Genomic DNA, 26,738 nt, shown 5'->3' with positions numbered 1-26,738 from the left:
CATGATTATTGAAAAAATCGTCGTTATGACCACAGATGGCGCCCTATCCGGCCCGCTTGAATTCCACATAAAAGACGGTGTCCCGTGGTGTCGCTATTCTTATGCCGCCGACGACGTCAGCTTTATTGCCGTCGAAGCTAAAGATGACTCTTCCGCACCAATCCGCGATAATGCAGATCTCCTAGACAGAATTGAATCTTGGAAAATAAATGGAAAACCTCCTCGTGATGCCGATGACAATGTCATCGCATTCCGGTATTAAGAATTATCTGCCAGGGTATGTAGCTGCTGCTGAGCTGGTTGCCAGTAGCCAGCGCGCTGAGCATGAATCTGATAAAAATGTGACGAAGTCACCTGCCCCAAAGCCTCGACATATGCTGGGACAATCTCACGCGGTAACCTCAACCCCATTGTGAGATGTGGAATCCATCGCGCTCCCCGACCGTCAGGGTTGAGCGCACTAATTTCTCGAGCGACTTCTTCTAGGCGCGTCGAGCCTTCCAATAGCCACGCGACTGTCTGTTTTCTTTTACGACCAAAAACCACAACACCACGTCGTTCTAAAGTGGCGGGAATAACCTCTGGTAATAATTCTGCTGCTCGCTGCACTACCTGCGGCTTCAATTTTGGCGCAAAAGTGATGCTAATGTGCGGAGTTTGTTTCTGCTCCGGGAAACCCATAGCCGCTAACTGACCAAAAATTTCACGCACCTGTGCGTCATGCTCTGGCGACAAATACAGCAAAACATTTTCTGGGGAGGTCATGGTTTTAGATTATAAGAACCACAAAAAAGTGCGTTCATATTTTCTTCACATCGGTGTTAATTTTTCGTTAAATTACATTGCTACCTTAGGTTAAATGAATAATTCGCATTCTCAACCGCAGATTTCTCGTCGTCGATTGCTACAAGGCGGCAGCATTTTCGCCGCAGGCGCTGTATTATCCTCACGCAGCAGTAACTACGCTGCTCAGGCTCAAGAAAGCAACACCAATACTGCTCTGCCATTGCACTTCAATAGCGACGGACGGTTTAAGATTGTCCAGTTCAATGACACCCAAGACGATCACATGACCGATAAACGCACTATCGAGTTCATGTCCAAAGTCTTGGATCAAGAAAAGCCAGACTTTGCGCTCATCAACGGTGATGTCATCACCGATGGTCCCACCAATCCAAAGCAGGTGTACCAAGCAATAAACAACGTGGTACTGCCTATGGAGCAGCGCAATATCCCTTGGGCAATCACCTACGGCAACCACGATGAAGACTCGGTTAAAGAAGCAAACACAGGCGTATATGAAAAGCATATGTCACAATTCGTGCGTAGCTATCGCCATAATCTCAATCCTGAGGCCACTGATCGTCCATTCGGGCATTCCGACGCTCAACTCTTGATCGGCTCCGCTAAGAACAAGGACAATGCTGCCTTTGCGATTTGGCTGCTCGATTCTGGTAACTACCTGCCAGAAAATGATTCCGTTCAAGATAATGATGAACTACCGCATTACGACTATATTCGTCCAGAACAGATCAAGTGGTATCGCGAGTTATCCCTGGCTACTGAAAAACGTTTCGGCAAGAAAATCCCGAGCCTGATGTATTTCCACATCCCTACCTATGAGCACCGTGATATGTGGTTCGGCGGTCCTGCAAATCACTCAGACTCTAAGCACAAAGATGCGACCAAGCGTCACAAAATTTCTGGTGTGAAAAACGAAGACGTCTGTTATGGCTCGTTTAACTCTGGCATTTACGGCGCAGTCCGTGAACGTGGCGATGTCCTTGGTATTTACTGTGGTCATGACCATATCAATAGTTACTATGGCGATTATTTTGGCGTAGAACTTGGCTACTGCCCAGGCACCGGCTTTGCCCCTTATGGTTTGCACGACGGCACCATTCTCCAACACACTTTACGCGGAGCACGAGTCTTTGAGCTCAACGAAAATAGTGACCGTATTTATGAAACAACACGGCTCATCTTTGCCAAAGATCTTGGTTTGGATATGCAACCAGCGAAACAACCAATCGCTCAACCAGCCGAGTTGCCTGAATATGTGAAAATGCCGAGCTAAAAACCTGTGCTCATGGCATTTTCAGGTATTTTGTAAACGATGAGCAAAAGAGAAGAGTCCGTAGCAGCAGCGTCGACAAGCTCCCAGCAACCACGCGTTGCTGCTGCTGGTGGCAAGGTAGCCACCACTCTCTCAAAAGATGAATATCGCCAAGAAGTATTCAAGGAACAGCGTTGGATACACCCGCGCGCATGGCCACTGATTATTCGGCGACTATACTTTGAGTTCTTCTACCACTCGCTTATCGACAAAGGCGCGACGCTGAGTTTTTTCACCCTACTTACCGCAATGCCCACTCTGCTCGCCTTTTATGCCATAACGACGCTTTTCCTTGACCACAATCGATCTCAAATACTGCAGCTTACCGACGAATTTATCAGTAAAAATATCCCGCATAATTATGCAGATAATGCACGGCATATCGCACTCGTGCTCATCGGTTCTACTGAGCAGTCAGTCATTATGCTGGTCATAAGTGTGCTTTTTGCGCTATTTTCTTCCTCTGCCTATGTCCGTGCTTTCTCTCGAAGCGCCAATAGTATGTATGGACGTTTAGAAGGACGCAGCATTATCCGTACCTGGGCGACTATGTGGGCTCTCACCCTGACCTTGGTTTTAGGCATGGTCATCATTGCAGGCGCTTACTTCATGCGAGAAGATCTCCTCCTGCCACTACTAGAACGCCTCGCCGAGCCATTAGGTTGGGAAAATGTTTTTCTCTTTATGGCCAATCAATTTCTCCCTGTCTGGCGTTATGTGCGCTGGCCAGCAATTCTGCTACTCACCATGCTTTTTATCGCACTGCTCTATCATGTCACGCCTAATGTGCAGCATGGACGCTTTCGATGGGTAACTTCCGGCTCTATTTTTGCTGTTGCTGGTATTGCCCTTGTGATTTATGTGCTTGAGTTCTATCTCAGCCACTTCGCACATATCGGCTTATTTGGTGCTCTTGGCGGTGTGCTTTCTGCACTCTTTGGTTTGCTCATTGCCAATACCATGCTCTTGCTCGGCATCAAACTCGATGCCGAGGTAGCCAGAATCCGCGAGCTGCAAGCAGGAATAAGCTCCGAGAAACTTATTCGCACACCGCCTCGGGCAAGTAATGCCCTGAATAGTTATCAGAAATTAAATACCCAGTTAGAGCAGCAATCAGTGCAATTGCGTGAACAAGAATAAAGTATCACACTGACTTCTCGGCTTTATCAGTCTATCCATCCACTTTATCCGCGACAGTAAAGCGCTGACGACGATACTGCGGATCATCAATCTCATCGAGGACTGCCTTGGCAAACGTACCAGTGCTCACATAGTCGCCAGCTGGTTGATCCTTGTTGAGAAGATAATCTTGCGTATCTTTACCTGGAGCTATCTCAGGTGATGGTGCAGCAATTGTCCAATCAAGGTCTGTGGCTGCACGATACAAATGAAGTATCTCCACAAAAGCACGAGCTTCAGCCTCATAGTCGGCAGGAAAATCTGGTGAATCTACCAAAAGCGTGCCGTCGGGAAGCTCTAATCCGCCAGCACCACCGACGACTATGACACGCGCCTGTGGTCGAGCCGCGATGAGAGCGCGGTGCGCTGCAATAATACTTTCTGATTCGCCAGTTTCTCGGTTAATCGGAATAGCGATCACGAGAACATCAACATCTGTTGCCACGTGTGCCACCATTTGTGTATCAGCGATGTCACCGACACGATAATCAACCGCATGAATAGGGTGCGCTGGCTGAGCTTTTCGAGAAAAGCCAATAACACTGTGACCGCGTTCGACGGCACGCTCTGCTATTGCAGAGCCAACCATTCCCGTTGCCCCGAAAATTGCAATTGCCACCATTTTTCCTCTTTCCTTTTTGGTATTCACTGCACTTATGTGTGTTACAACAACCATTCCTGTGCCACTATTCCCACCAAGCAGAAATCTCTGTCTATTTTTAATTAGACAAAGTAGACCAAGCTGTCTATATTTGATAGTGTATTTAACAGATAGAAAAAGAAGAAGGAGAAAATGATGAAAGGTTTTCTTGATACTCGAGTATCCCAATTAGATTTTGTGGTTCAATTCCTTGACTGGAAATTCGCCGCCATGGGGAAAACGCCCACAGAACAAGATATCTACAATGAATTAAAAAGTAGTAAACCTGACGAAAATGGGGAATGCCTCAATTCTCCCGAAAATGTCGCATACATCCTCGAGAAATTAGGGGTATAGAAATCGCAGAAATTACAGAAAGAGAGACAAAAATCTCCCCCTAGCTGCAAGAACTAGGGGGAGTTTTGCGGAGGCACAGGGATTTGAACCCTGGGTTGGTTTCCCAACGCTGGTTTTCAAGACCAGTACATTCGGCCGCTCTGTCATACCTCCACGTCCACACATAACTTAAGCGCATAAAAACTTATGCGACAAGAAATGCGCAACGAAAAGATATTGTACCCTAAAGACCCCAAAATAATCTAACCTAGTGTTCTATGAGGGCAATTACTATCAATTCGGATAAAAAGCTGATCCTGGACAACGTCGATAAGCCAATACTCAAACCTGGTGAAGTGTTGGTGAAAGTTCATGCAGCTGGAGTCAATCGCGCTGATTTGCTACAAGCTGCGGGGCATTATCCGCCGCCACCAGGCGAGTCGGAAATTTTGGGATTGGAATGTGCTGGTGAGGTCGTCGATTCAGGCGACACCACTGTTCCGGTTGGTCAGCAGGTCGCGTGTTTGTTGGCCGGCGGCGGCTATGCAGAATATGTGAATGTTCCCGTTGGCCAGCTCATGCCCATACCTGAAGGCTACTCCTATGTAGAAGCAGCCTCTGTGGTAGAGGTAGCCACAACAGTGTGGTCAAACATTGGGATGCTCACTGGATTAGAACCACAACACACCATTCTCATTCATGGTGGCGCTGGCGGAATTGGCACTTTCGCCATCCAACTAGCTAAGCATATTGGCGCCACTGTTGCTGTTACTGCCGGCTCTGCCGAAAAATTGGCAGTGTGTCAACAGCTAGGCGCGGATATTCTCATCAACTATCGCGAGCAGGATTTCGCGGAACTGTTGAAGAACAAATGCGATCGCATTTTGGACATTATGGGGGCGAAATATCTCGACGCTAATGTGCGAGCGCTCGCCCCTGGTGGTCATCAGGTGACAATCGGTATGCAAGGTGGCGTAAAAGGCGAGCTCAACATTGGTCGCTTACTTGCCAAGCGCGGCACATTATCGGCAACTGCTCTACGTTCGCGCGATCTCGACGATAAGGCTCGCATTGTTGCTTCTACCATTGAGAATGTCTGGCCGCTGCTTGCAGATGGCACCATTAAGCACCAGGTGCATAGCACTATCGAGCTTGCCGACGCCCAGCACGCGCATGAGCTACTGCAATCAGGGGCAGTGACAGGAAAGATAGTGTTGACTGTGCACTAGACTGTACTAGTCTGCAATCGGCAATGACAATGGGGACAAAGCAGGTTCACTTTTATCATGCCAAGGAGGCAAGGGCTCTGAGCAGCTGGTCAATATCATTCGTGGTGTTAAAGGCAGAAAGACCTATGCTGATTACGCCCTGTGTCTCTGCCGCACCCATGATATTGAGTAGCGGATCATTGCCAGTCATTGTGGTGATGATTCCGTGGCTGAGCAAACGCTTGTATATGGTGTGCGCTGGAACTCCTGCCATACAAAAACTGATTCTGGGGATACGTTCTGTCTTGGCGTTACGGGCTAGTTCTCCAGTTATGCCAAATAGATGCACTTTGGGTAGCACGCTGAGGGAATCAACAAGGTATCTGCTCAGGCTGGCTAAATAGGCGCCAGTTTCTTGCACTGCACTCTGTAGTCGATTGCGTCTGCTACCACGTTGCTCACCTGCTAAATCAGCAATGTGATCTACGATTGCAGCAACTCCCCCAGCCAACCCTGCTGAGATGGGAAACTCTAATGCTGTGGTGTCAATGCGGGGGAACATACTAGCGTCACGGAAGATGAGCGCTGCGATTTCTGGACCACCAAGAGCGGCACAATCTAGCGCAATGATATCTACTCCAAGCTCTTGAAAGCTCACCGGCTTAGCCCCAACCAGAGCTGTGACATCGCATAGTACCCAGGAGCGGGATTGCTCATGCACTATCTGGGATATTTCTGCAACAGGATTGAGCACACCCACGTGTGGATGCGCAGCGCTCAGGCTTACCAACCGGGTAGAGCCACTCACCAGATCTTTATACTGCCATGCTGGCACTTCTGCTGTACCCACATCAGGTTCGCTATAGCGCACTTCGCCAATGCCTGCGATGGTGGGGTCAATACAGTTGCGATCTGCTCGGGAACTAATCAGGTGTGCCCCACGACGCATCAGAGGTCGAATTGCCTGGGAAAGATGCGTATAGAGCATGGGCAGTTGTGCGCCAAGAATGACACACTGTGCTTGGGTGCCGGTCAGGTCAGCTAGTGCTCTACGAGCAGCATTAATGTGTTCATTGCCATAGAATTTCAGAGCTGGTGCCTGGGCATGGGTGCCGCTTAGCTGTTCGTCGAAAGCGGTGGTTTGCATGAGCCGGGCATTGCGGAAACTTCTCGATACTGCGGCTGCCACTGTTTCTGGCACTTGTGGTTGCGAGTCTGCGTTGAGATAGATCCACCCATCGCTCAAAGAGGTGTAAAGACCTCGCGCGTGGGCAATATCGAAAGACATGGACTACTCCCTCAACAACTCCAATAGATACTTTATTAGTATGCCTGTCAGCGCCAATAATTGCACCAAGCCAGCTAGGCTAACTATTTGTGCAAGAACATGATCATTCTGTTGCAGAAGAAAAACCCACACCTGGGGCAAGCGTGCATCCGGTGAGCAACATTGCTCGGATGACTCATTCTCCAGATACGCAACCGCAACCGTCTATGTCCAAGACGTTTGCCTCAGCGTGGCGCGATCTCACGCGCGGTTTTCGGCAGCATGAATTGTGGCTGCTGCTAGGTTGGCAGGATATTAAGCAACGCTATCGACGCTCAGTGCTTGGTCCACTATGGATAACTATTGCCACAGGCACTATGGCGTTAGCGCTCGGTTTACTTTATTCTGTGCTTTTTAAGATTCCGCTGTCTGATTTTTTGCCACACGTTACCGTTGGGTTAATTATGTGGAACTTCATTTCTGGGTGTATTCGGGAAGGTTCTGAAGTTTTTATCGCCAATGAGGGGTTGATTAAGCAATTGCCTTCCGCTTTATCAGTGCATGTATATCGTCTCGTGTGGCGTCAAGCACTATTTTTAGCACATAACCTGGTTATTTGGGTTATTCTGATGTTGCTTTTCCCACGTCCTTTAGGGTGGCAGGTGTTCTTGGCTGTTCCAGCGGTAGGGCTTTTGGTTATCAATGGCGTGTGGGTTGCTTTGTTTTTTGGCATTATTGCTACTCGTTATCGTGATGTGTCTCCACTATTGGAGTCAGCTACTCAGCTTTTGTTCTATGTCACTCCTATTGTGTGGACTACTGAGACATTAACTCAACAAGTCGGTCCTGGTTCTAAGCGTGCGCTTTTGGCACAGCTTAATCCGCTTTATCACTATTTGGAGATAGTACGAGCACCACTTATTGGCACTGACCTTCCTGTTTATCATTGGTGGGTTGTTATGGCGCTGACAGTTGTTGGTGTGTGTTTAGCTTTGCTCGCTATGCGTCAATGGCGTTTCCGAGTGAGTTATTGGGTCTAGCAGTAAACTAGCGACACTTAGGGAGAAAATATGGTTTCCATTGACACATATAACGCCTGCGTTGATTTTCCTATCTTCGACGCTAAATCTCGTTCCATGAAGAAGGCTTTTCTGGGCGCAGCCGGTGGCGCCATTGGTCGCAACACTGATAACACTGTCGTGGTGGAAGCGCTCAAAGATATCAACCTGCACTTGCGTGAAGGGGATCGTGTTGGCTTAGTTGGCCACAATGGTGCTGGTAAATCCACCTTATTGCGGTTATTGTCTGGTATTTATGAACCGACACGCGGGTCGGCGTTGGTCAAAGGGCGTGTTGCTCCGGTGTTCGATCTTGGCATTGGTATGGATCCGGAAATATCTGGTTATGAAAACATCATCATTCGTGGTCTTTTCTTGGGGCAAACCCGAAAGCAAATGAAACAAAAAATGGATGAGATTGCTGAGTTTTCCGAACTTGGCGAGTATCTCTCCATGCCACTGCGTACCTATTCCACTGGTATGCGTATTCGCCTTGCTTTAGGCGTTGTCACCTCGATTGAACCAGAGATTTTGCTGCTTGATGAAGGTATTGGCGCAGTGGATGCTGCCTTTATGGCAAAGGCACGTACCCGGTTACAAGAGCTAGTACAGCGCTCTGGTATTTTGGTCTTTGCCTCTCACTCTAATGAGTTTTTGGCGCAGCTATGCGATAGTGCAATTTGGGTGGATCATGGGCAGATTCGCCAAGCAGGTGCGGTTGATGAGATTGTCGAGGCCTATGAAGGAAAAGAGGCAGCTGATAGTATCCGCACATTATTAGCAAAAAATAAAAAGGAGAATGAGGTTCGTGGCGCAGGTTCAACTTCACCCCAGCAATAGCACTGCAGCAGTTATCGTTACGCATAATCGTGTGGAATTGCTCCGTCATTCCCTGGAGATTATTGCACAGCAAACGCACAGCGTACAGTGGATTATTGTGGTCGATAATGGCAATGACCCCAGCGTCGAAAAGCTGCTTAATGAGGTTGCTGGATCACGGGCAGTATATGTTCCCTCAGCCACCAATCTTGGTGGTGCCGGTGGGTTTGCTTTGGGGTTTTTGACTGCGCTAGCTCGCGGCGCCCAGGCAATTTGGTGCGCCGATGATGACGGTAGACCAGCAGATATTCATGTGCTCAAAACGCTTTTCGACGTCGCCCACAAGCATAAACTCGCAGAAGTATCACCAGTGGTATGCGATATTAACGAACCAGATACGCTGGCGTTTCCGCTTCGCCAAGGCCTGACCTGGCACCGCAAGGTAAGCGATCTAGAAGGTGAGTTTTTGCCAGGAATTGCCTCCCTGTTCAATGGTGCGCTCATTAGTGCACAAGCTATGGAGCTCATTGGAGTACCCGACTATCGGCTCTTCATTCGTGGTGATGAGGTGGAGTACCATCGTCGACTCGCTCGCAGCGGGCTTGCTTTTGGCACCTGTTTACGCACAGCATATCTCCACCCCAATGGCAGCGCGGAGTTCCATCCCATTCTTGGTGGTCGAATGCACACGCAATATCCCGATAATGAATTCAAGCGCTTTTTCACCTACCGCAATCGTGGCTATTTGATGAACCAACCAGGTATGCGCAAACTGCTCCCGCAAGAATATGCGCGTTTTGCGTGGTTTTTCCTGGTGCAACGACGCGATATCGCTGGTTTTAAGCAGTGGTTGCGTTTACATCATCTGGGCAGAAAAGAACGTTTCGAGCGCCCTTAAGCACCGCTGTCTTCTTGCGCGGCAGGCTCCTTAAAGACCACCAGGCGTTGCACCACAAAATTTACTGCTGTCGCAACACCTTGAGCAATAACAAACGCGATGGCATCTACCCAGAACTTTGTCAGCCCTAGGGCATAGAGTGGTGCTTCCAGCAGCTGAAATAGTCCAAGCTGCACAAGGAATGTGGTCAGATAAAGCAAGGCCACAGCAGCACCGGACTTTTTTGAGGTTTGCGCGTTAAAAGTCCATTTCGTATTGATGAAATAGGCGGTTATGGTTCCAGCTACCCACCCGCAGGTCTTTGCTAGTGGTCGGCTAAGACCGACATTCCTCAGGATAATCGTCAAACCAAAATCAATGACCGCAGAAAAAATACCTACGACGAGAAACCGAATCATTTGGACGCTTAAGGAATTACGAGCAGGAGCAGTTTCAGACACGCCCTCAAACCTACCACAGCGATACCGATGGTCGACGCAACAATTCGCGATAAATATCAATACGATCTACCAGGCTCACAGCATCAGTGCCATAGGCACCCAACTCATCTAGATACGACAATGACTCCTGGCATAGCACACGAATCTCCGCGGCACTGGCATAACCCCACCCCAATGCCTCCATAAGGCTTTCGACGACAGCATCAATGAGTTTTTCATCGCTCAAGCACAATAGCCCAAGCAAAGTTGCCCAATAAGCGTCGCGAGCTTGCGGATCACACTCCAGCGGCAAGTCTTTACGCACTATCTGTTGTTGTGGCGCAGGTGAATGAAGATCAATAGCCTGTAGCAGCGGCACAAAATCATACATTCCACTGCGCTTAATCACCTGCGCTGCTTCTGGGTGAATCATAGATAATATGCGGTTAATTACGTCGTCACCGGTAAGTTTGGCGTTAATCACTGAGGGATCAAAATCACCATTAGTTACCTCAAGCGCCCCACTACCACCGATACATAGCGCTTGTGGCGTACCTCGATCACGCGCAAAACTATCGACGTATTCTATGCCAATGCGCCATAATCCCCAGTAATAATCTATGCGTGATTGCTGTTGCCCCAACACATCATGCACGCTTTTCTCTCTACTGAGAACTCGATCATCCTGATCGCAAAATTTCCACGGAGTGTTTTTTTGCTCAATCCCGAAACAAATGTTAATGACATTATGCAGCTGTTCTAAGCTCATAGCGTCATTTACTCCCACAGAGCGGTACATATCCGCCTGGGCAGTAGACAAAGTAGCACAGATTATCGCCGTATGTGCCTGAGCAGGTGTTGTTCGTGCTCGGCGAAAAGTAGTCAGATCAATAATCTGGGCAACATCAGGATAAGATGTCATAACACCAGAGTAGCGCTATAGCGAGGATAAAGTCCGGGATAAAAGCATTTTCCCAGCTAAAGGCAGTAAATTCTTATTCGCTATCCTGTTTTTCACCCAAGGATGGACGTCGAAAGCTAAAATTTTCTTATGCGCAAAAAGTTCTCTTTATTCCAGCGGCAGAAACAAGAACCTGGTCATATTGCAGCAGAACATACTCATACCCCGATGAACCAATTTATGACCAGGCTTATCGCCCAGGAACTTCCGCTACTCGACAGTGTATCCAGACTCAGGGTCTATGAAATTTTAGATTCTTATACTGGACCGCAAATCACTTCCCAAGAAGAATTGCCACAAGAAATACGCGAAATGCTCGACTTATAAGTTTTTCTTCAGCTATGCAACCCGAACTTTATCCAAAAGACAGGTAGAGTTGAGAGTTAAAGCAAGAAAAAACGATAGAGACAGGTACTACGAACCTTATGGAATTACATACAACTGCCAAGAAACTCACTGGGTGGGGTCGTACTGCACCAGCCACTTCCCAGGTGCTATCCACACCAGATCTAGCGGAAATCATCAAGGCTGTCACTGTTGTTGCCCAAGATAACTCAGATAAACCAGATCACCTCAAGCGTGGCATTATCGCCCGCGGTATGGGTCGTTCCTACGGCGATCCAGCACAAAACTCTGGCGGGTTGGTTGTCGATATGCAGCCACTGAACAAAATCCACTCCATCGACCCAGAAACAGCAATTGTTGATGTTGATGGTGGTGTTACCCTCGACCAACTCATGAAAGCTGCCCTACCCTATGGTTTGTGGGTGCCAGTGCTGCCTGGTACACGCCAAGTGACCATTGGTGGTGCCATTGGTCCAGATATTCATGGTAAAAACCACCACTCAGCAGGTTCTTTTGGCGATCACGTTGTATCTATGGAATTGCTCGTTGCTGACGGTCGTATTCTACATCTGACCCCTGAAGGATCAGACGATGATCCTGATGGCAGCCTATTCTGGGCAACCGTCGGCGGTATGGGGCTCACCGGCATTATTGTGCGCGCACAAATCCGCATGACCAAAACCGAAACAGCATATTTCATCGCAGACACCGACCGCACAGATAACCTTGACGAAACAGTCGCATTCCACTCCGATGGCTCAGAGGTTAATTACACCTACTCCTCAGCCTGGTTCGATGTGATCTCACCAGAACCAAAACTTGGTCGCTCCACAATTTCTCGGGGTTCACTTGCCACCTTGGCACAATTAGAAGAATTAGCACCACGGCTAGCCAAAGAACCACTTAAGTTCAATGCGCCGCAGCTGATGACAGTTCCCGATATTTTCCCTTCTTTTACCATGAATAAGCTCACCCTTTCGGCAATCGGTGAAGCCTACTTCCTCATGGGAGCCCCTTCTCGTAATAAGGTGAAAAATCTTACTCAGTTCTATCAGCCACTTGATCTCATTGGAGAATGGAACCGCGGTTATGGTTCTAAAGGATTCTTGCAATATCAATTCGTGGTACCTACTGAGGCAGTAGAGCCATTCAAGGACATTATTCGCGATATGCAGCGTTCTGGTCATTATTCCGCGCTGAATGTCTTTAAGCTCTTCGGCGAAGGTAACAAAGCACCGCTGTCTTATCCAATGAAGGGTTGGAATGTATGCGTGGACTTCCCCATCAAACCTGGTCTAGGTAAGTTCCTCGACGACCTTGATCAGCGCGTCATTGAATTTGGTGGCAGACTCTATCTTGCTAAGGAATCTCGCACCTCAGCAGAAAACTTCCACAAGATGTACCCAGGCATCCAAGGCTGGTTAGAAACACGCAACGCCATTGATCCAACAGGTGTATTTGCTTCTGATATGTCTCGTCGCCTGGAACTACACTAATCCGCTGCATCATCTATTCGCCCACGTCACTCAGATTATTCAGAAAGTTTTTCCATGCTCAACGCTGTAGGTCAAGTACAAAATATCCTTTTACTCGGTGGCACTTCAGAAATTGGACTCGCCATAGTTACTGAATTCCTCACGCACAGCAGTGCACACGTCACATTGGCAGCACGTTCGCGCTCGCCACGTCTCGAAGCAGCCATAGATCAAATAAAACAAGCAGGCGCGACCGACGTCAGCGTCCTTGACTTTGACGCAACTGACTTTGATAAACACCCTCAGGTAATCGACGATGCCTTCGCTCATGGTGACGTCGATATCGCCATTGTTGCCTTTGGCACTCTTGGGGATCAAGAACGTCTCTGGCAAGAACATGACCTAGCAGTACGCAGCGCACAAACCAACTACACAGCACCAGTATCAGTCGGTGTGCTCCTTGCCCAAAAGTTTAAGCAACAAGGTCACGGCACTATCGTTGCCCTTTCCTCCGTAGCAGGTCAGCGCGTTCGACGCTCAAACTTTGTCTATGGTGCTGCAAAAGCTGGCATGGACGGTTTCTACCTCAACCTCGGTGAAGCACTAAAAGAATATGGTGCTCGAGTTCTCGTCGTACGCCCTGGTCAAGTGCGCACCAAGATGTCTGCTGACGCAGGTGAAGCACCATTGACAGTAAACCGTGAGGATGTCGCTAAAGCAACAGTTGAAGCAGTTATTGCAAAGAAAGACACCATCTTTGTGCATCCACTATTCCGCTATGTCTCGTTAGCATTTAACTTTATTCCGCAAGCAATTTTTAGAAAATTACCTTTCTAATCCTTGCGATATACACACCATGTATCACAATTTGATACAGTCCGATGAATACAGTGGCGTACTCATACCGAGTGCGCCACTAAAACACTCAACAGACTAGGGAGCACAGGGTGCATAGGGAGCACAGTATGACAACAACTACAAGCGCAGCAGATTCCCCGTCCATTTCACGATTCCACATGGATGTTGGTTTTACTCCCAATCCCCTTAGTCGCAAAGCAACCCTGGGCGCTATGACAGCTGCCGTCCTAGCTGGCGGTTTCCTTACTTTAATCGCTTGGCTTATCCTCAAGTCCACTTCATTGCCTGCCTTTGGCGGCTCCCTTGTCTCTCGATCACTTGCCACATTTAGCATTGTTATTGTCGTGGTCATTACCGGAATTTTATTGAGTGCACTGGTTAATGATCAGCGAACAGAACGTGCTATCCCCGCATGGCGACGAGCACTAACCTATGCTGTTTCTTACCTCAGCCCCGCTGGGCTCGTTATTGGTGCCCTAGCAATTCCCCTCTCTGCCACCAAGCTCTACCTCGACGGCGTTGCAGTAGACCAAGGTTTTCGCACTCAATATCTCACCCGACTCACCCAAACATGGCACTTATCTGACATGAACTATGCAGATCTGCCTGCTTTCTACCCTGCTGGATGGTTCTGGCTTGGCGGTCGCTTTGCCAATATCATGCACCTATCCGGCTGGGAAGCATTTCAGCCTTGGGCATTAGTCTCCTTAGCCGGTGCAAGCTGTATGCTCGTTCCCGTATGGCAACGCATTAGCGGCAGCCTAGCCGTCGCCACTGCCATTGCCCTAGTAAGCACTGCCATTGCTTTGGTAATGAGCGCTCAAGAACCCTACGCTGCAATCATTGCCCTTGGCGCACCTGCAGCAGCCATTATCACGTACCGGGCGTTAATGGGCAGTAGTTTTGCCATTGTGGGCTTGAGTGTTTATCTCGGCATCTCTGCCTCCTCATACACCTTGTTTACTGCCACAATCGCACTCAGCATTGTGTTTCTCTCTGGTATTCTCGCTGCTTTCTTTGAGCGTAGTTGGAAACCAATTCTCAGCGTGATCATTATTGGTTGTGGCTCCATGCTCATCGCAGCGTCTGTATGGGCTCCTTATCTTCTCGCCTTGCTAAAAGGTGAGCACACCTCAGGTGCTACAGCAACGCATTACCTGCCCATTGAGGGAACACAAATACCATTGCCCATGCTTGCGGCGAGCGTCGTCGGAATTTTATGTTTCATTGGTGTGTTGTACCTGATCGTTAACTTCCGCGAACCCAGTGTCCGCGCCCTAGGGTTGAGTCTTATTATTTTCTATGGGTGGATTCTTGCGTCCATGTCTACCACTCTGGCGGGTTCGACATTGCTGGGATTCCGTTTGGATATCGTCGTTACGCTTATTCTGGCAGTAGCAGGGGTGCTTGGGTTAGCTGACCTGCGTTTAGTGGGGATACATCGTCTCTACCCGGAGCGTTTCTCACCACGGGTATCGCGCACTATTACTATTGCGTTAACAGTTATTCTGATGTGTGCTGGCATTAAATATGCTCAAGAAATCCCTAATCGCAATGCTCATGCTATTGATCTTGCCTATACCGAAACTGATGGTAATGGTGAGCGCGCAGATAGATACCCAGCTGATTCGGGGCAGTATTTTGCCGAACTTGACCAAGAGATTCGCTCACATGGTTATACCCCAGAAAATGCCATCGTCCTCACAAGTGAAAACGATTTCTTGTCTTACTACCCCTACTATGGGTTCCAGGCTTTTACGAGCCATTATGCTAATCCGCTTGGTGAGTTCGATCAGCGCAACAAACTGATTGAGCAATGGGCTGAGCAAACCTGGGATGAGCTCAAAGAGCCACAAGCATTCCTTGATGCACTTGGTCGTTCCCCTTGGCGGGCTCCTGATGTGTTCATTTTCCGTGGTCATAAGGATGATTCCGAGGGATGGACCTACAACTTGGCTGAAGATATTTACCCGAATAATCCCAATGTTCGACTTCGCGGCATTAAGTTCAATCCTGCTAGCTTCGATTCATCTGAGTTTAGTATCACAGAAATTGGACCATTCGTTGTGGTGACTAGAGTGCACTAAGTGGACATTGGGTTAGAAGAAACGTAAGAGATAAGCTACACTTATTTTTTGTGTCTTTATCCGGTAAAAAAAAACACAGTTTGTACCTAAGCAATTAGTGCTCACTAGCCTTGTCACTGGCTTATTGGGGATGATGCTTTTCATCCTCACCCCATTTTTACCAGTGAACCAGGTTCAGTCTTCACTATCCTGGCCACAGAACTCCTCATTAAGCAGTATCAATGCGCCGCTGGAGAGTTATGCACCAGAAAAAATGGATGTCACGGTGCCAATCTCCGCGATTGGAGATCTTCGTGAGAATCAGCAGCTAGTTCTAGGCACACTGCCTCTGGATAGCAAAAAAGCAACGTCGCGTGGTCTTTTCATACGTTCTGCAGAAGGCGGAATTGATGTTATTGTGCGAGAAAAGGTCATCATTAACCTTTCTGCACAGCAAGTACAACAATTGCCTGCCGACGCCAAACTCGTCATTCATTCCGGCGAAAAAGAAACGACTGTCGCCATCCCAGGCGCTTTCGACGAAAAAGGCAAAGAATACGCAGCGACTATTGAAGAAGACAGCCGCCCACAAATCACTGGTATTTATACTGAGCTAGATGACACGCGCCCCGATGCTGCTCAAGCCTTAATTGCCAATGGGCTCTCTGTCAATGTAGAGATCAACTCTCGTTTTACCTCCAGCCCTTCCTTGCTCAAATTCAGCGCAATGGCATTGGGCGTTGTTCTCACCATCATTTCGTTGATTACCTTGTTCCGAATTGATCGCCATGATGGGCGTGGTCGCATTCATTCCTTGACCGCCAAAAGTTGGCGTCCCACATTCCTTGACGCTATCGTTGGTGCCCTTTTGACCTTCTGGTACTTCTTTGGCGCTAATACTTCCGACGATGGGTTCATCATTACGATGGCAAAGGCGTCGCATAGCTCCGGGTATATGGCAAATTATTATCGTTGGTTTGGTGCCCCAGAATCACCTTTCGGCGCTCCTTACTATGACCTCATTGCCTTGATGTCACAGTTCAATACAGCATCGACTTGGTTGCGCCTACCCGCCTTCATAGCTGCTCTGGGAATGTGGTTCCTTATCTCCCGCATGATTTTGCCAACATTGGGTGAAAAAATTAGCGGACGCCGCGTCGCACAGTGGACTGCGGCTTTCATGTTCCTCGCGTTCTATATGGCTTATGACAACGGTCTGCGTCCAGAACCAATTATTGCCTTTGGCGCCCTATCCACATGGGTACTCTTTGAGCGAGCAATTGCCACCGATCGCTTATTACCAGCTGCACTTGGTACTGCTACCGCTGCTTTCACACTCGCGTGTGGCCCTACTGGCCTTATGGCGGTAGCGGCTTTGCTTGCCTGCTTGTCTGGGGTTTTGGGAATTATCTACCGACGCACCAGCAGCCTTGCCAGAACTGAAACAAAAGTTGCACGTGGTGGCGCATGGCTAGCGCTGCTCGCCCCATTTTTCGCTGCAGGATTCTCAGTGCTAGTGGCAGTATTTTCCGATCAAACCTTGATGTCTGTTTTGGAATCTATACGAGTGCGAAGCGAAAAAGGTCCATCCCTGAGCTGGTACCAAGAATACTTCCGCTACACCACGTTGATGCAAACAACTGTTGACGGTTCTTTTGCTCGTCGTTTCGCGTTCTTGTTCTTGATGGTGTCGCTCGTCCTAGTTATTGTTTCAGTGCTGCGCAACCGCAAAATACCGGGCACTAACCACGGATCGGTTATTCGTCTTATTCTCGTGCTGCTCTTTACTTTCTTCTTCCTCATTTTCACCCCAACCAAGTGGACACACCACTTTGGTATTTTCGCCGGTTTTGGTGGTGTAATTGGTGGATTAGCAGCAGTGGCATTGTCTCAATTTGCGTTGCAAGCAAAACGCACTCGCACCTTAATCACTGGTATTATCCTGCTCGTTTTCGCATTCGCACTATCTGCTACTAATGGTTGGTGGTATGTTTCCAGCTACGGTATCCCGTGGTTCGACAAGACCATCCAGGTCAATCACATTGAGGCCGGTACCGTTATGCTAGTCATCTCAGTGATTGTCATTTTCATCGGCGCGTTGCAATCATATAGTAAAGATCTACACACCACCATTGTTCAAGAAGAAGGTGGTGCTGCGGCAGTAGCCAAAGAAGAAGCACGCAATCGCTTTAAGGCAGCTAGGTTTGCTGGCATAGCCTCGGCACCCATCGCTGTCGCGTGCATTATTTCTGTATTGTTCTCCTGCGCTAGTTTTGCAAAGGGCTTTGCAGCACAATACCCAGCGTATTCCGTTGGGTTAGGTAATCTGCGTACCCTCAAAGGTCAAACTTGTGCAATGGCAGATAATATCCTGGTAGAGACTAATAGCAACGATTCTTTCCTTCCAGTGCTAGATGGTAGTGAACTAGGTGCGTCGCTAGAGAACGAGGAAAACCGTGGCTTTGGACCAAATAATATCCCTACCCAGGTAGAGGAGGATTCCCCAACTGCTACTGTAGAAAGTCTCGCTAAGCCAGTTCCAGCATCAGAAAACACTGAGGAAACTGAAACCAGTGAAGAGACTCCACTCGACGGCAGTGGTGTCAATGGTTCCTTCGCTATTTTGCCCTTTGACTTAGATCCAAGCAGGGTGCCAGTCACTGGTTCTTTCTCGCTAGATTCTCAAACATATTCAGAAGCATTTACCAATTGGTACTCGCTGCCGCAAGCGAAAGAACAAGCACCTTTGGTAGTGGTCAGTGTGGCTGGTCGTATCCAATCAACTGATATCAATGGTGTGCTACAAAATGGGCAATCATTGGTTGTGCAATACGGTAAGAGCAATCCTGATGGTTCTGTTACTGAACTTGGCGAAACAACCATGTTAGACCCACTGGCACACACTTCTATTTGGCGTAATCTACGCTTGCCGTTAGCGGATTTGCCTGCCGACGCCAATGTGATTCGTCTCCACGCCATTGATTCCAGCTTGGATCCAAAACAATGGTTAGCCTTTACCCCACCGCGAGTTCCTACACTCGATACGCTCAACAATGTTGTTGGCACTGCGCCAACACTCATTGACTGGTCTACTGCATTCCAATTCCCATGCCAGCGTCCTTTCGGGCACTATGCCGGTGTGGCAGAAATCCCTGAGTACCGCATTTTACCTGATTATGATGTAGAAAGTGATGTTACTTACTTCCAGGACTATTATGGCGGTGGCATCATGGGTACTGCAGAAGCAGTGAACTATAGCTATCTCATGCCAAGCTACGCTAAAGACGATTGGCTGCGCGACTGGGGTTCTATTGAAGTGCTCAAGCAACGTCCTAATTCCCTAGGTCAAGCTCCACAATTAGCAAAAATTGACACCGAGGTTATCACCCGCTCAGGGCTATGGAAACCAAGCACCATGAGCACTAATACTGAGAATAACTAGCCTCATCCAGTGCTATAGAGCGAGCCGCAGAACACTATTGTTTCCGGCTCGCTTTTGTATTGGCTGGGCGTCGAAAAGCAAAAATGCGCAGATCTGCGTCCTTGGCGCGTATTTTTTATTAAAGTAGGGCACATGAAACTTCATGATCTCTACCGTCTTGTCAATGGTCCTTGGATAGATAACCACGAGATTCCCGCCGATCGTGGCGCCGATGGTGTCTTTCTTGCCCTGCGTGACCAAGCAGAAGAAGATGTACACGCCATTGTGCAGGAGGAAAAAGACTCACTTGCTGGGGTGCTCTACCAATCCTTCATGGATACTGATGGGGTAAATAGTGCCGGTACAGGTGCTATCGACGAAGATATCCGCAGTATTTCCACTGAGTCGGCAGCTGCTTTTCTGAGTTCCTTGGGTAAGCTGGACGCAACCGGAGTCAGTGGTCTGTTGAACTTTTGGGTGGCTAAGGACTCTGCCAGCGAAGACGCTGTTGCTTATGTATTCCAGTCGGGACTGGGATTGCCTAATGAAGCCTACTACCGAGAACAAGCACAAGCAGAGATTCTTGCTGCCTATGAAAAGCATGTGGTCGCCATGCTTGGTTTCTTAGCACCAGATATTTTAGGAGTTTCGCCTACAGAAGCAGCAGCACGTATTGTTGCAGTGGAAAAGAGTATTGCTGCTGGGCATTGGGATGTGGTGGCAAGTCGTGACGCGATCAAGACCAATAATCCCACTGAGTTTGCCGACTTACCTGATCTTATCCAAACGTATTTGCGGGCTATGGGACTACCTGAGCATCGACTTAATGTACGAATGCCAGATTATTTAGATCATCTCATCAGTCTCTTTTCTGAAGAAAGTACGCATAGCCTGGAAGATTTCCGACTCTGGGCACTGTGGCATATTTTGCTCTCTCGCGCCGCGTACTTAAGCGAGGAAATCTCAGCAAAGAATTTTGAGTTTTATGGCACTGTTCTCTCTGGCGCTACCGAACAGCGGGCTCGATGGAAACGCGCAGTGGCAACAGCTGAAGGACTTGTCGGGGAAGAAATTGGGCAGCATTTTGTGCAACGCCATTTCCCGCCTTCCTCCAAAACAGATATGTTGGGATTAGTTGATTATCTCATTAAGGCTTATCATGAGCGCATTAGTGCCTTGCAGTGGATGAGCCCAGCTACTCGCGAGCGTGCTTTAGAAAAACTTGCGCAGTTCCGGGCGAAAATTGGTTATACAGATAGCTGGCGGGATTATTCCGCACTCGACTTCTCCCCACTGGGTAAGGATCTGGTAGCCAATGTACGTGCTGGTGCTGCTTTTGAGCATGAGTATCAGCTCAGTACCATTGGTGCTCCTATTGACCGGGATCGGTGGCATTCCACACCACAAACAGTCAATGCGTTTTACAATCCAACGGTCAATGACATCACATTCCCAGCAGCTATTTTGCGTCCACCATTTTATTCTCCTGACGCTGATGCTGCGGAAAACTTTGGCGCAATTGGTGCTGTCATCGGACACGAAATTGGGCATGGTTTTGATGATCAAGGCTCACAGTATGATGGGCAAGGAAATCTCCACTCCTGGTGGACTCCAGAAGATCGAGAGGCCTTTAGCGCGTTAACCGCTCAGTTAGTAGAGCAGTTCACGGGTCTTGTCCCACACGCCATTGCAAGCACTGGTGCCGAATCCGCTGGTGTCAATGGCGAGTTCACCTTGGGTGAGAATATCGGTGACCTCGGTGGTTTAGGTGTGGCAGTCATTGCTTATCGCAATTACCTTGCCGACCAAGGGCTCGACTTCGCTTCTTCGCCACAATTACCCTTTGAGGTTGAGGGAGCCGAACCAGAGTTATCGGGTCAGACCTTTAATGGATTGCAGCGGCTATTCTTGTCGTGGGCAAGGGTATGGCGTTCTAAGACCCGCCCAGAGGTGGCAAGTAACTATTTGCTTATTGATCCGCATTCTCCTGCCGAGTTCCGTTGCAATGTTATTGCCGGTAATATCGCCGAACTCTATGAGGCATTCGACGTCCAACCCGATTCCCCCATGTGGATTGATGAGGATAAGCGCGTAAGCATTTGGTAAACCCAAACCCCCGGTAGGAGCCATAGTGAGTGAGGAAAACACGTCTGCCCAGCAACACAACCACGAGTTTCAGGTTGGTGGGATAGATCGCCAATTAAGCCAAGAGCAGCAATTAGAGCAACTGAGTTCTTATATTCATGCGCATTATGAGCAGCCGGAGAAGAATCCCCCTTGGGTAAGTCCGCCTGCTCAACCTTCCGACCCAGCACTGGCTGATTCTTATGATGCGCGCTTACCTGACCGGCTCACTCACGCAAGTATGCTCATGCTTGGTTCTGCCTTAGATCACGCCATGCCCGGTGTGGCTTTTGCCGACAAGGTGCAGCTCAAGGCCATACCTGAGCTTAATGCACAACTTTTTATGCCGTCGACGGCTGAATCGACTAATACCCAACGCTGGATTATTACGCTACATCCTGGTGGTTGGTGGAAAGGATCTGGGGTTGCCTTAGAAAATGCATGGCGCCCTGAGGTTGCTGCAGTAGCGGAATTATCTGGTATCCCGTGCCTTGATCTGGATTATCCGCTGTTGCCTGAGCATAATGTCGATCAGGTGATTGCCCATGTGCATACTGCTGTCTCTTGGGTCAGGGCACAGTATCCTCACATACGGTTAGGGGTGTGGGGTTATTCCTCAGGTGGGGCGTTAGCAAGCCTATGCGCCGAGCTTTTCGACGCCCAGGCGCTAACTTTTCCACACCTTGACTTGGATATGTTGCCTAAACAGTTGCGCGGCACGCATGAGTGCACCAAGACAAGCACATGGCCGCGTACTCTCTTCCAGCTTGCCACTTACGATGAGATTGCTGGTAGCTATCCACTGGTGCAACAGGCTGAGAATGTTGTAGTAAAAACCTATGTGTCCCATCATCGTATTTCTACGCCTGAGGTAGCACGCCAACGAGTACGCGATGTTGCTGAGTTTTTTAACCAAACTCTGGGTAGTTGCTGAGGTCTATGTCTTGAAGAGGGTCTGATTCTCTGCCCTCTACTACTGGTTCGGCAACCTCGCATATAGTCAGTGTGGCTCCCGTGGCGTCGGCAATAATGGCCATTCGACCAAAAGCACTATCCCAAGGTTCGCGGATAATGTCGCCACCGAGTTCTGGGACACGAACCACAGCAGCATCGACATCTGCTACGCCCAAGTATGATTGCCAGAAATTGGGCACATGAGCAGCAAAGAGTTGGTGTGCGTCAAGAATACCGGCGAAGGCTGCGCCGTCGACAAGCGCTGTGGTGTAGCTGCCGTATTCATTGCGCTGTTCAGACATGAGCCACTCAAAGAGGTCGGCATAGAATTGGGTTGCTTGAGCGTAGTCGTTCACGCAACTGAGTTCATGCCATACTGGTGTGCCAGGTTCGCCTGCGGCAATGAAAGAATCTTCGCCGCCTGGTTCGATAAGCCCAAAGGCAGCACCGGCATTATCAACCACAATGGCCATACGCCCGAGCCGCACCTCGGCAGCTGGTGCCAGGACTCGACCGCCCAATTGTGCAATCTGCTGGCACTGCGTATCAATATCGCCGCTGAGGAAATAAGTAATCCATGTGTCTGGTTGTGCACTGTTTTTGTCGCGCTGCACAATTCCTGCCACCGGCAATCCTTGGATCCGTGCCACATGATAGCCAGGGGAATATTCTGAGATTTCCCAACCAAATAATTCACTGTAGAACTGCACAGACTGTGCACTATCACTGCTGGTGAGATCGAGCCAATAAGGCATTCCCACTTCAGCTTGGAAGGCAGGCATTAGAGATTCCTCCACTGTTCAGGGTCAAAGTCGTCGTCGGCTGTGGCTTCATCGAAATAATCTTCGAGCTCTTCGTTTTGTGCCACAACCCGAGCACACAATGACCCAACGCAAATCACATCGCCATCACGCAATGTTTTTCCGCGCCTGGTATCTGTGTGCCCATTGACAGTTACCTCACCGGCAGCAATCGCTTCTTTTGCTGCACCACCCGTGTCGACGAGATTGGCTAACTTAATGAATTGACCAAGTTTTATCGTTTCATCACGGATATAAACGTCCTGAGGTGTGCGCATATCTTTAGTGTAATTGCTGCCTATGTGTTATACGCAATTTTATAGCGAGTCGAGGTTGGCTACATCGCTTAATACTGGCACTGCCATATCTTTTACTGGCGAGTTCCATACTTGCATTCGTGAGGGAGTCACCCGCAAATATATTTGGTGGAATTGCTCGCCTTTGAGATAGCCGTTCAGGAATGTCGCTAAGGCTGGATCCTGTGCTGCTTGTTGGCGAGTCTCCTCTGGTACTTCGAGTGCTGCCATGTAGTCGCGTGGAATCGCCTCAACTAAACCACTTGGGCGAGAGCCAAACTCTGATTCCATTGGCAGCATACGCATAGACAGTGCAGTGCCTAGTCTGCCGTCGACGGTATGGAGCGTGAAACGATATGTCTTACCTTGAATAGTCACTGCAACATCACGTTGTGGTGAGGCATAGGCAAACTCGGTAACTTTCATGTTCACGCCAGGAGCTAACTCGCCCTGATAATTGAATGGCGACGCAGCTACTAGGGTTTCTAAGCTCCGATCCTGTGGCGAATTCTCTAATTGCGCACCTACCAGCGGCATATTTGTTTGGGTGAACTCCCACTGCTGGGCGCGAAGATCTTTGTGCCAAAAACCGGTGTGGCCTTGTGCATCCATACCTTCCACGCGTAGTTCTCTGTTGTTGGAGCCTGGTGCTGTGGAGTGAATGGAGATGCGATTGGTGATTTTACCGGGGATTTTGGGTTGGTGATGCCAGTCGTCGGCGGGCAGGCCGATTGGTGCACTTTGTTCGTCGAGTCGATGTTGTAGTGCGTCTTGTGCTGCGGGTCGGTTGTCTTGACCCCAGCCATAGCGGAATTGTGCTGGATCGGAGCCGTTGATGTCGAAGTCGGAGAGTCTGGTATACATATCGCCGTATTTGTTGGTGATAAACATCATGGATCCGGAGGCAGAAATGGCTTCTGCTTGGAATCTCGAGTTCAATGGGGTGCCGACTTCATAGGAATAATCCCGTGCTAGCCAGGGGTCGAGGGAGTAGATACGGGAGCCGTCGTCGCTGAGTGCTACTAGCTGGGTTACTTTAGCCAAAGATACTGGTTGTTGTTTGCCGTCTGGGGTGTCATACACTCGGTCTGTGTGCGTGCCGATGAGGCTAAAGGACCAGCGTCCAGGCTTGGTGGTTGGTGATTGGAGTCCTTTGCCGAGCCATACTGGCCCACCCCAGGCTCTGATCCAGCCCCAGCGTTGTGGGCTGGATTGTAAATTAGAAAGGGTGTAGATCCAACCATCTGCGTCGAGTGCCACGAGTGCGTCGTCGTTAAGCGATATGCTGACAATTTTTCCGCGCAAGCACTCTGGTGTGGGCAGTTGGCGCCACTGTTGTTGGTCGCGGTAGCGCACGAATAGTTCGCCGTTGCGCAATGCTACTTCTAGTTGGTCGTTGAAGCCTTGGGTGTTATCGCGGAGGTCAATGCGCGCTGGTAGGGCTGGGTTATTGGCGAGGGGGAGTTGTTCGTAGCCTTGGGTGCCGTAGTCTGGTGGCACAATTCCTAGTGGGAATTGTCCATTTCCTTTGAGGAGGTCACCAAGATATGGCACGCATTCTTGTGGGCCGGCAGAGGCAGGAATGACTGGTTGAGGTGAGTCGGCAGGAATGGCTCCTGCTGGGTTTATTCCTGTGCATATTCCTAGTGCTACCAGGCTCAGTTCTGCAATTTTGGCTACTCGACGCCGCCCTTGCGGTTTGTGCTGCTTGGGCAACCTTTTCTGTGTATACATATGCCTCTCATTCTCTTAGTTATTGCTAAGCAATGAGTTTCATGATTGCGCTTGTTCCCTCGTACACCATGTAGAGTCCGATGAGGAGGAAGATGATGCCAGCGGCAATGTCAATGAAACTACCGCTGGCAATGATACGTCGTGCGAAGGCGCGAACGGCTATGGCAAAGCCGATAAACCATATGCAACCGACCACAATGAGAAAGAGCGCGATGCCAATTGTCCAACCAATGTTCATGCCTGGCTGGATGAATTGTGCGAAGATGCTGGCAAAGAACACAATTGCTTTGGGGTTGGATAGATTGGTCACAATGCCTAGTCGTAGTGCTTGCGCCATGCTAAGCGACGCACTTTGAGCTGGGTTGGCAGCTGGGTTGGCACTGTCGGCTGCGTCGATTAGCTCTTGATCGGCACTGTGTGTTTTATTGCGTGCTGCCCATCCAGCTTTGATTGAGCCAAAGCCCATCCAGGCGATATATGCGCCACCGAAAAGTTGGATAAGGTGCAGGATAATGGGTTGGGTTTCGATGAGGGCAGCCATTCCCAGTAGTGAGGCAATGATCCACACGGTATTGCCGATCATGATTCCTGCTGCGCAATAAATACCGGAGAGGCGATCTTTGGTACCTACTCGTATTATTTGGAGCAGATCTGGACCGGGTAACGCGATGGCGGCGATCCAGATCATGAATAATGCACCAAGAGAAGCTAAGCTCATGGGCATTTATTCTAACTAAATCACTTGATCTTGTGGGGTAATGACCATGCGATCTATGTTCATGTGTTCTGGTAGGCTTGCCACCCATCTGATTGCTTCGGCGATATCTGCTGCGGTGAGGTTGAGCTTGTCGGCATAGACTTGTGCTGCTTTGTGCGCGTCGCCGCGGAAACGTACTAGCGAGAAATCGGTTTTTACTCGTCCGGGATCAATTTCGCACACGCGTAGGTTTTTGTCGGCAAATTCAATGCGCATGACTTTGTTGACCGCGCTTACCCCGAATTTTGCCGCGTTGTAGCCGGCGCCACCTGCGTAAGCATTAAAACCGGCGACAGAGCTAATGTTGATGATCTGCCCGTTATCGGCTTCTAGCAGGTCAAGGAGGGCTTTTGTGACTCGAACTGTGCCAAGTACATTGGTTTCGTACATCCAGGTCCATTCTTCGAGATTGCCTTGTGCAATTGGGTCAAGACCTTTGGCGCCGCCTGCATTATTCACTAGGAGTTGGCAGTGCCCGTACTCTTTTACTTTTGCGGCAAACTTGTCGACGCTGTTCTGGTCGGTTACATCGAGTTCTAGTGCCACGCCCTGTATTTCTTTGGCTATTTTCTCTAGTCTTTCTAGCCTTCTTGCTGCGACAATGACCAACCAACCGTCTTTGGCTAAGGCTCGGGCTGCGGCCTCACCAATTCCTGAGGACCCACCTGTGACAACTGCTACCTTCTTTGACATTTGCTCACTCCTGTTTCTTATGTGGTTTCTTTTTTGGGTTAGTCATGTGGCCAAAAATGACCGTCGAGAGCCTAAAAAGACTCCCAAAAACTAGGTCAATCATATAGTTACATAACCGTTATATCGCACATATTTCTGCGAAATTTCCGCCATGCGCGTATCCAGACAAGCTACTGATGAGACACCTAAAATGGGCATATTTTTGGTAACAAAACCACATGGTTACGAACTTATATAATTAACCTATTTCTGTCATTCTACAGTTAGCAATGCCCGTGAGCTGCCCATACACTCGGTTGTAGTGCACTTGAGCA

25 protein-coding genes and 1 tRNA gene are annotated in these 26,738 nt (G+C 49.1%); 15 read left to right on the top strand and 11 right to left on the bottom strand.

All coding sequences use genetic code 11. The features are described from left to right. The first annotated feature begins 1 nt into the window (after position 1). Positions 2-262, top strand: coding sequence for a hypothetical protein (locus EML15_RS04245; RefSeq protein WP_144273623.1), 261 nt, complete (start codon positions 2-4; stop codon positions 260-262). On the opposite strand, the gene EML15_RS04240 is transcribed toward EML15_RS04245, so the two are convergent. Next, on the bottom strand, positions 259-765 hold the full coding sequence (locus EML15_RS04240; RefSeq protein ID WP_144273622.1) for a 2'-5' RNA ligase family protein: 507 nt from the start codon (positions 763-765) through the stop codon (positions 259-261). The genes EML15_RS04245 and EML15_RS04240 overlap by 4 nt on opposite strands. Positions 766-859: 94 nt before the next feature. On the opposite strand from EML15_RS04240, the gene EML15_RS04235 reads away from it, so the two are divergent. Then, positions 860-2,077 carry a metallophosphoesterase family protein gene (locus EML15_RS04235; RefSeq protein ID WP_144273621.1) on the top strand — a complete coding sequence of 406 codons (1,218 nt, stop codon included), beginning with the start codon at positions 860-862 and terminating at the stop codon, positions 2,075-2,077. 39 nt (positions 2,078-2,116) lie between these two features. Next, positions 2,117-3,256, top strand: coding sequence for a YihY/virulence factor BrkB family protein (locus tag EML15_RS04230; protein WP_144273620.1), 1,140 nt, complete (start codon positions 2,117-2,119; stop codon positions 3,254-3,256). Between the two features lie 31 nt (positions 3,257-3,287). On the opposite strand, the gene EML15_RS04225 is transcribed toward EML15_RS04230, so the two are convergent. Beyond that, positions 3,288-3,944 (bottom strand): NAD(P)H-binding protein, encoded by a 657-nt coding sequence (locus EML15_RS04225; RefSeq protein WP_349236853.1) that lies wholly within the window; start codon positions 3,942-3,944, stop codon positions 3,288-3,290. A gap of 144 nt (positions 3,945-4,088) precedes the next feature. Between EML15_RS04225 and EML15_RS04220 the strand changes: the two genes are divergently transcribed. Continuing rightward, complete coding sequence (locus EML15_RS04220; RefSeq protein WP_144273619.1) at positions 4,089-4,292, top strand: hypothetical protein; 204 nt, start codon at positions 4,089-4,091, stop codon at positions 4,290-4,292. A gap of 68 nt (positions 4,293-4,360) precedes the next feature. Here the strand turns inward: EML15_RS04220 and EML15_RS04215 are convergent. Beyond that, positions 4,361-4,445: transfer RNA gene (locus EML15_RS04215), tRNA-Ser, on the bottom strand. A gap of 104 nt (positions 4,446-4,549) precedes the next feature. Here EML15_RS04215 and EML15_RS04210 point away from each other — a divergent pair. Further along, positions 4,550-5,500, top strand: a complete 951-nt coding sequence (locus EML15_RS04210; RefSeq protein ID WP_144273618.1) for an NAD(P)H-quinone oxidoreductase — start codon at positions 4,550-4,552, stop codon at positions 5,498-5,500. Positions 5,501-5,555: 55 nt separating this feature from the next. On the opposite strand, the gene EML15_RS04205 is transcribed toward EML15_RS04210, so the two are convergent. After that, on the bottom strand, positions 5,556-6,767 hold the full coding sequence (locus EML15_RS04205; protein WP_144273617.1) for an aminotransferase class V-fold PLP-dependent enzyme: 1,212 nt from the start codon (positions 6,765-6,767) through the stop codon (positions 5,556-5,558). A 170-nt stretch (positions 6,768-6,937) separates the two neighbouring features. On the opposite strand from EML15_RS04205, the gene EML15_RS04200 reads away from it, so the two are divergent. Genes EML15_RS04200 through EML15_RS04190 form a run of 3 tightly spaced genes read left to right on the top strand, consistent with a single transcriptional unit; the run spans position 6,938 to position 9,521 of the window. After that, on the top strand, positions 6,938-7,786 hold the full coding sequence (locus tag EML15_RS04200) for an ABC transporter permease (protein WP_144274112.1): 849 nt from the start codon (positions 6,938-6,940) through the stop codon (positions 7,784-7,786). A gap of 30 nt (positions 7,787-7,816) precedes the next feature. Beyond that, positions 7,817-8,644 carry an ABC transporter ATP-binding protein gene (locus EML15_RS04195; protein WP_144273616.1) on the top strand — a complete coding sequence of 276 codons (828 nt, stop codon included), beginning with the start codon at positions 7,817-7,819 and terminating at the stop codon, positions 8,642-8,644. Continuing rightward, the gene (locus EML15_RS04190; RefSeq protein ID WP_144273615.1) at positions 8,613-9,521 is read left to right on the top strand and encodes a glycosyltransferase family 2 protein; all 909 of its coding nucleotides are present in this window, start codon (positions 8,613-8,615) and stop codon (positions 9,519-9,521) included. The genes EML15_RS04195 and EML15_RS04190 overlap by 32 nt, the downstream gene beginning before the upstream one ends. On the opposite strand, the gene EML15_RS04185 is transcribed toward EML15_RS04190, so the two are convergent. Continuing rightward, a complete protein-coding gene (locus EML15_RS04185; protein ID WP_246846929.1) occupies positions 9,518-9,961 on the bottom strand; it encodes a GtrA family protein in 444 nt (147 codons plus the stop codon). The genes EML15_RS04190 and EML15_RS04185 overlap by 4 nt on opposite strands. 10 nt (positions 9,962-9,971) lie before the next feature. Continuing rightward, positions 9,972-10,862, bottom strand: a complete 891-nt coding sequence (locus EML15_RS04180) for a plasmid pRiA4b ORF-3 family protein (protein WP_144273614.1) — start codon at positions 10,860-10,862, stop codon at positions 9,972-9,974. Between the two features lie 129 nt (positions 10,863-10,991). On the opposite strand from EML15_RS04180, the gene EML15_RS04175 reads away from it, so the two are divergent. The 7 genes from EML15_RS04175 to EML15_RS04145 all read left to right on the top strand — a co-directional run bounded on the left by EML15_RS04175 (position 10,992) and on the right by EML15_RS04145 (position 22,124). Next, positions 10,992-11,228 carry a hypothetical protein gene (locus tag EML15_RS04175; protein ID WP_144273613.1) on the top strand — a complete coding sequence of 79 codons (237 nt, stop codon included), beginning with the start codon at positions 10,992-10,994 and terminating at the stop codon, positions 11,226-11,228. 98 nt (positions 11,229-11,326) lie between these two features. Then, positions 11,327-12,742 (top strand): FAD-binding oxidoreductase, encoded by a 1,416-nt coding sequence (locus EML15_RS04170; RefSeq protein ID WP_144273612.1) that lies wholly within the window; start codon positions 11,327-11,329, stop codon positions 12,740-12,742. Between the two features lie 54 nt (positions 12,743-12,796). Then, positions 12,797-13,558: a decaprenylphospho-beta-D-erythro-pentofuranosid-2-ulose 2-reductase gene (locus EML15_RS04165; protein WP_144273611.1), complete on the top strand. Its 762-nt coding sequence runs from the start codon at positions 12,797-12,799 to the stop codon at positions 13,556-13,558. A 128-nt stretch (positions 13,559-13,686) separates the two neighbouring features. Continuing rightward, a complete protein-coding gene (locus EML15_RS04160; RefSeq protein ID WP_144273610.1) occupies positions 13,687-15,666 on the top strand; it encodes a galactan 5-O-arabinofuranosyltransferase in 1,980 nt (659 codons plus the stop codon). Between the two features lie 97 nt (positions 15,667-15,763). Continuing rightward, positions 15,764-19,087: an arabinosyltransferase domain-containing protein gene (locus EML15_RS04155; protein WP_255455981.1), complete on the top strand. Its 3,324-nt coding sequence runs from the start codon at positions 15,764-15,766 to the stop codon at positions 19,085-19,087. A 132-nt stretch (positions 19,088-19,219) separates the two neighbouring features. Continuing rightward, complete coding sequence (locus EML15_RS04150) at positions 19,220-21,172, top strand: M13-type metalloendopeptidase (protein ID WP_144273609.1); 1,953 nt, start codon at positions 19,220-19,222, stop codon at positions 21,170-21,172. Positions 21,173-21,197: 25 nt separating this feature from the next. After that, positions 21,198-22,124, top strand: coding sequence for an alpha/beta hydrolase (locus EML15_RS04145; RefSeq protein WP_144273608.1), 927 nt, complete (start codon positions 21,198-21,200; stop codon positions 22,122-22,124). Here EML15_RS04145 and EML15_RS04140 read toward each other — a convergent pair. Genes EML15_RS04140 through EML15_RS04120 form a run of 5 tightly spaced genes read right to left on the bottom strand, consistent with a single transcriptional unit; the run spans position 22,099 to position 26,424 of the window. Then, on the bottom strand, positions 22,099-22,926 hold the full coding sequence (locus tag EML15_RS04140; protein ID WP_144273607.1) for a VOC family protein: 828 nt from the start codon (positions 22,924-22,926) through the stop codon (positions 22,099-22,101). The genes EML15_RS04145 and EML15_RS04140 overlap by 26 nt on opposite strands. Then, complete coding sequence (locus EML15_RS04135; protein ID WP_144273606.1) at positions 22,926-23,222, bottom strand: RNA-binding S4 domain-containing protein; 297 nt, start codon at positions 23,220-23,222, stop codon at positions 22,926-22,928. The genes EML15_RS04140 and EML15_RS04135 overlap by 1 nt, the downstream gene beginning before the upstream one ends. A gap of 39 nt (positions 23,223-23,261) precedes the next feature. Next, on the bottom strand, positions 23,262-24,974 hold the full coding sequence (locus tag EML15_RS04130) for a hypothetical protein (RefSeq protein WP_185967172.1): 1,713 nt from the start codon (positions 24,972-24,974) through the stop codon (positions 23,262-23,264). A 25-nt stretch (positions 24,975-24,999) separates the two neighbouring features. Beyond that, the gene (locus EML15_RS04125; RefSeq protein WP_144273605.1) at positions 25,000-25,692 is read right to left on the bottom strand and encodes a LysE family translocator; all 693 of its coding nucleotides are present in this window, start codon (positions 25,690-25,692) and stop codon (positions 25,000-25,002) included. A gap of 15 nt (positions 25,693-25,707) precedes the next feature. Beyond that, positions 25,708-26,424, bottom strand: a complete 717-nt coding sequence (locus EML15_RS04120; RefSeq protein ID WP_144273604.1) for an SDR family oxidoreductase — start codon at positions 26,422-26,424, stop codon at positions 25,708-25,710. Between the last annotated feature and the right edge of the window lie 314 nt (positions 26,425-26,738).

This window comes from Corynebacterium sp. sy017, assembly GCF_017918135.1.
GTDB lineage: Bacteria > Actinomycetota > Actinomycetes > Mycobacteriales > Mycobacteriaceae > Corynebacterium.
The sequence above is the reverse complement of the archived record's forward strand: the minus strand, read 5'-3'. Positions and strand labels throughout refer to the sequence as shown.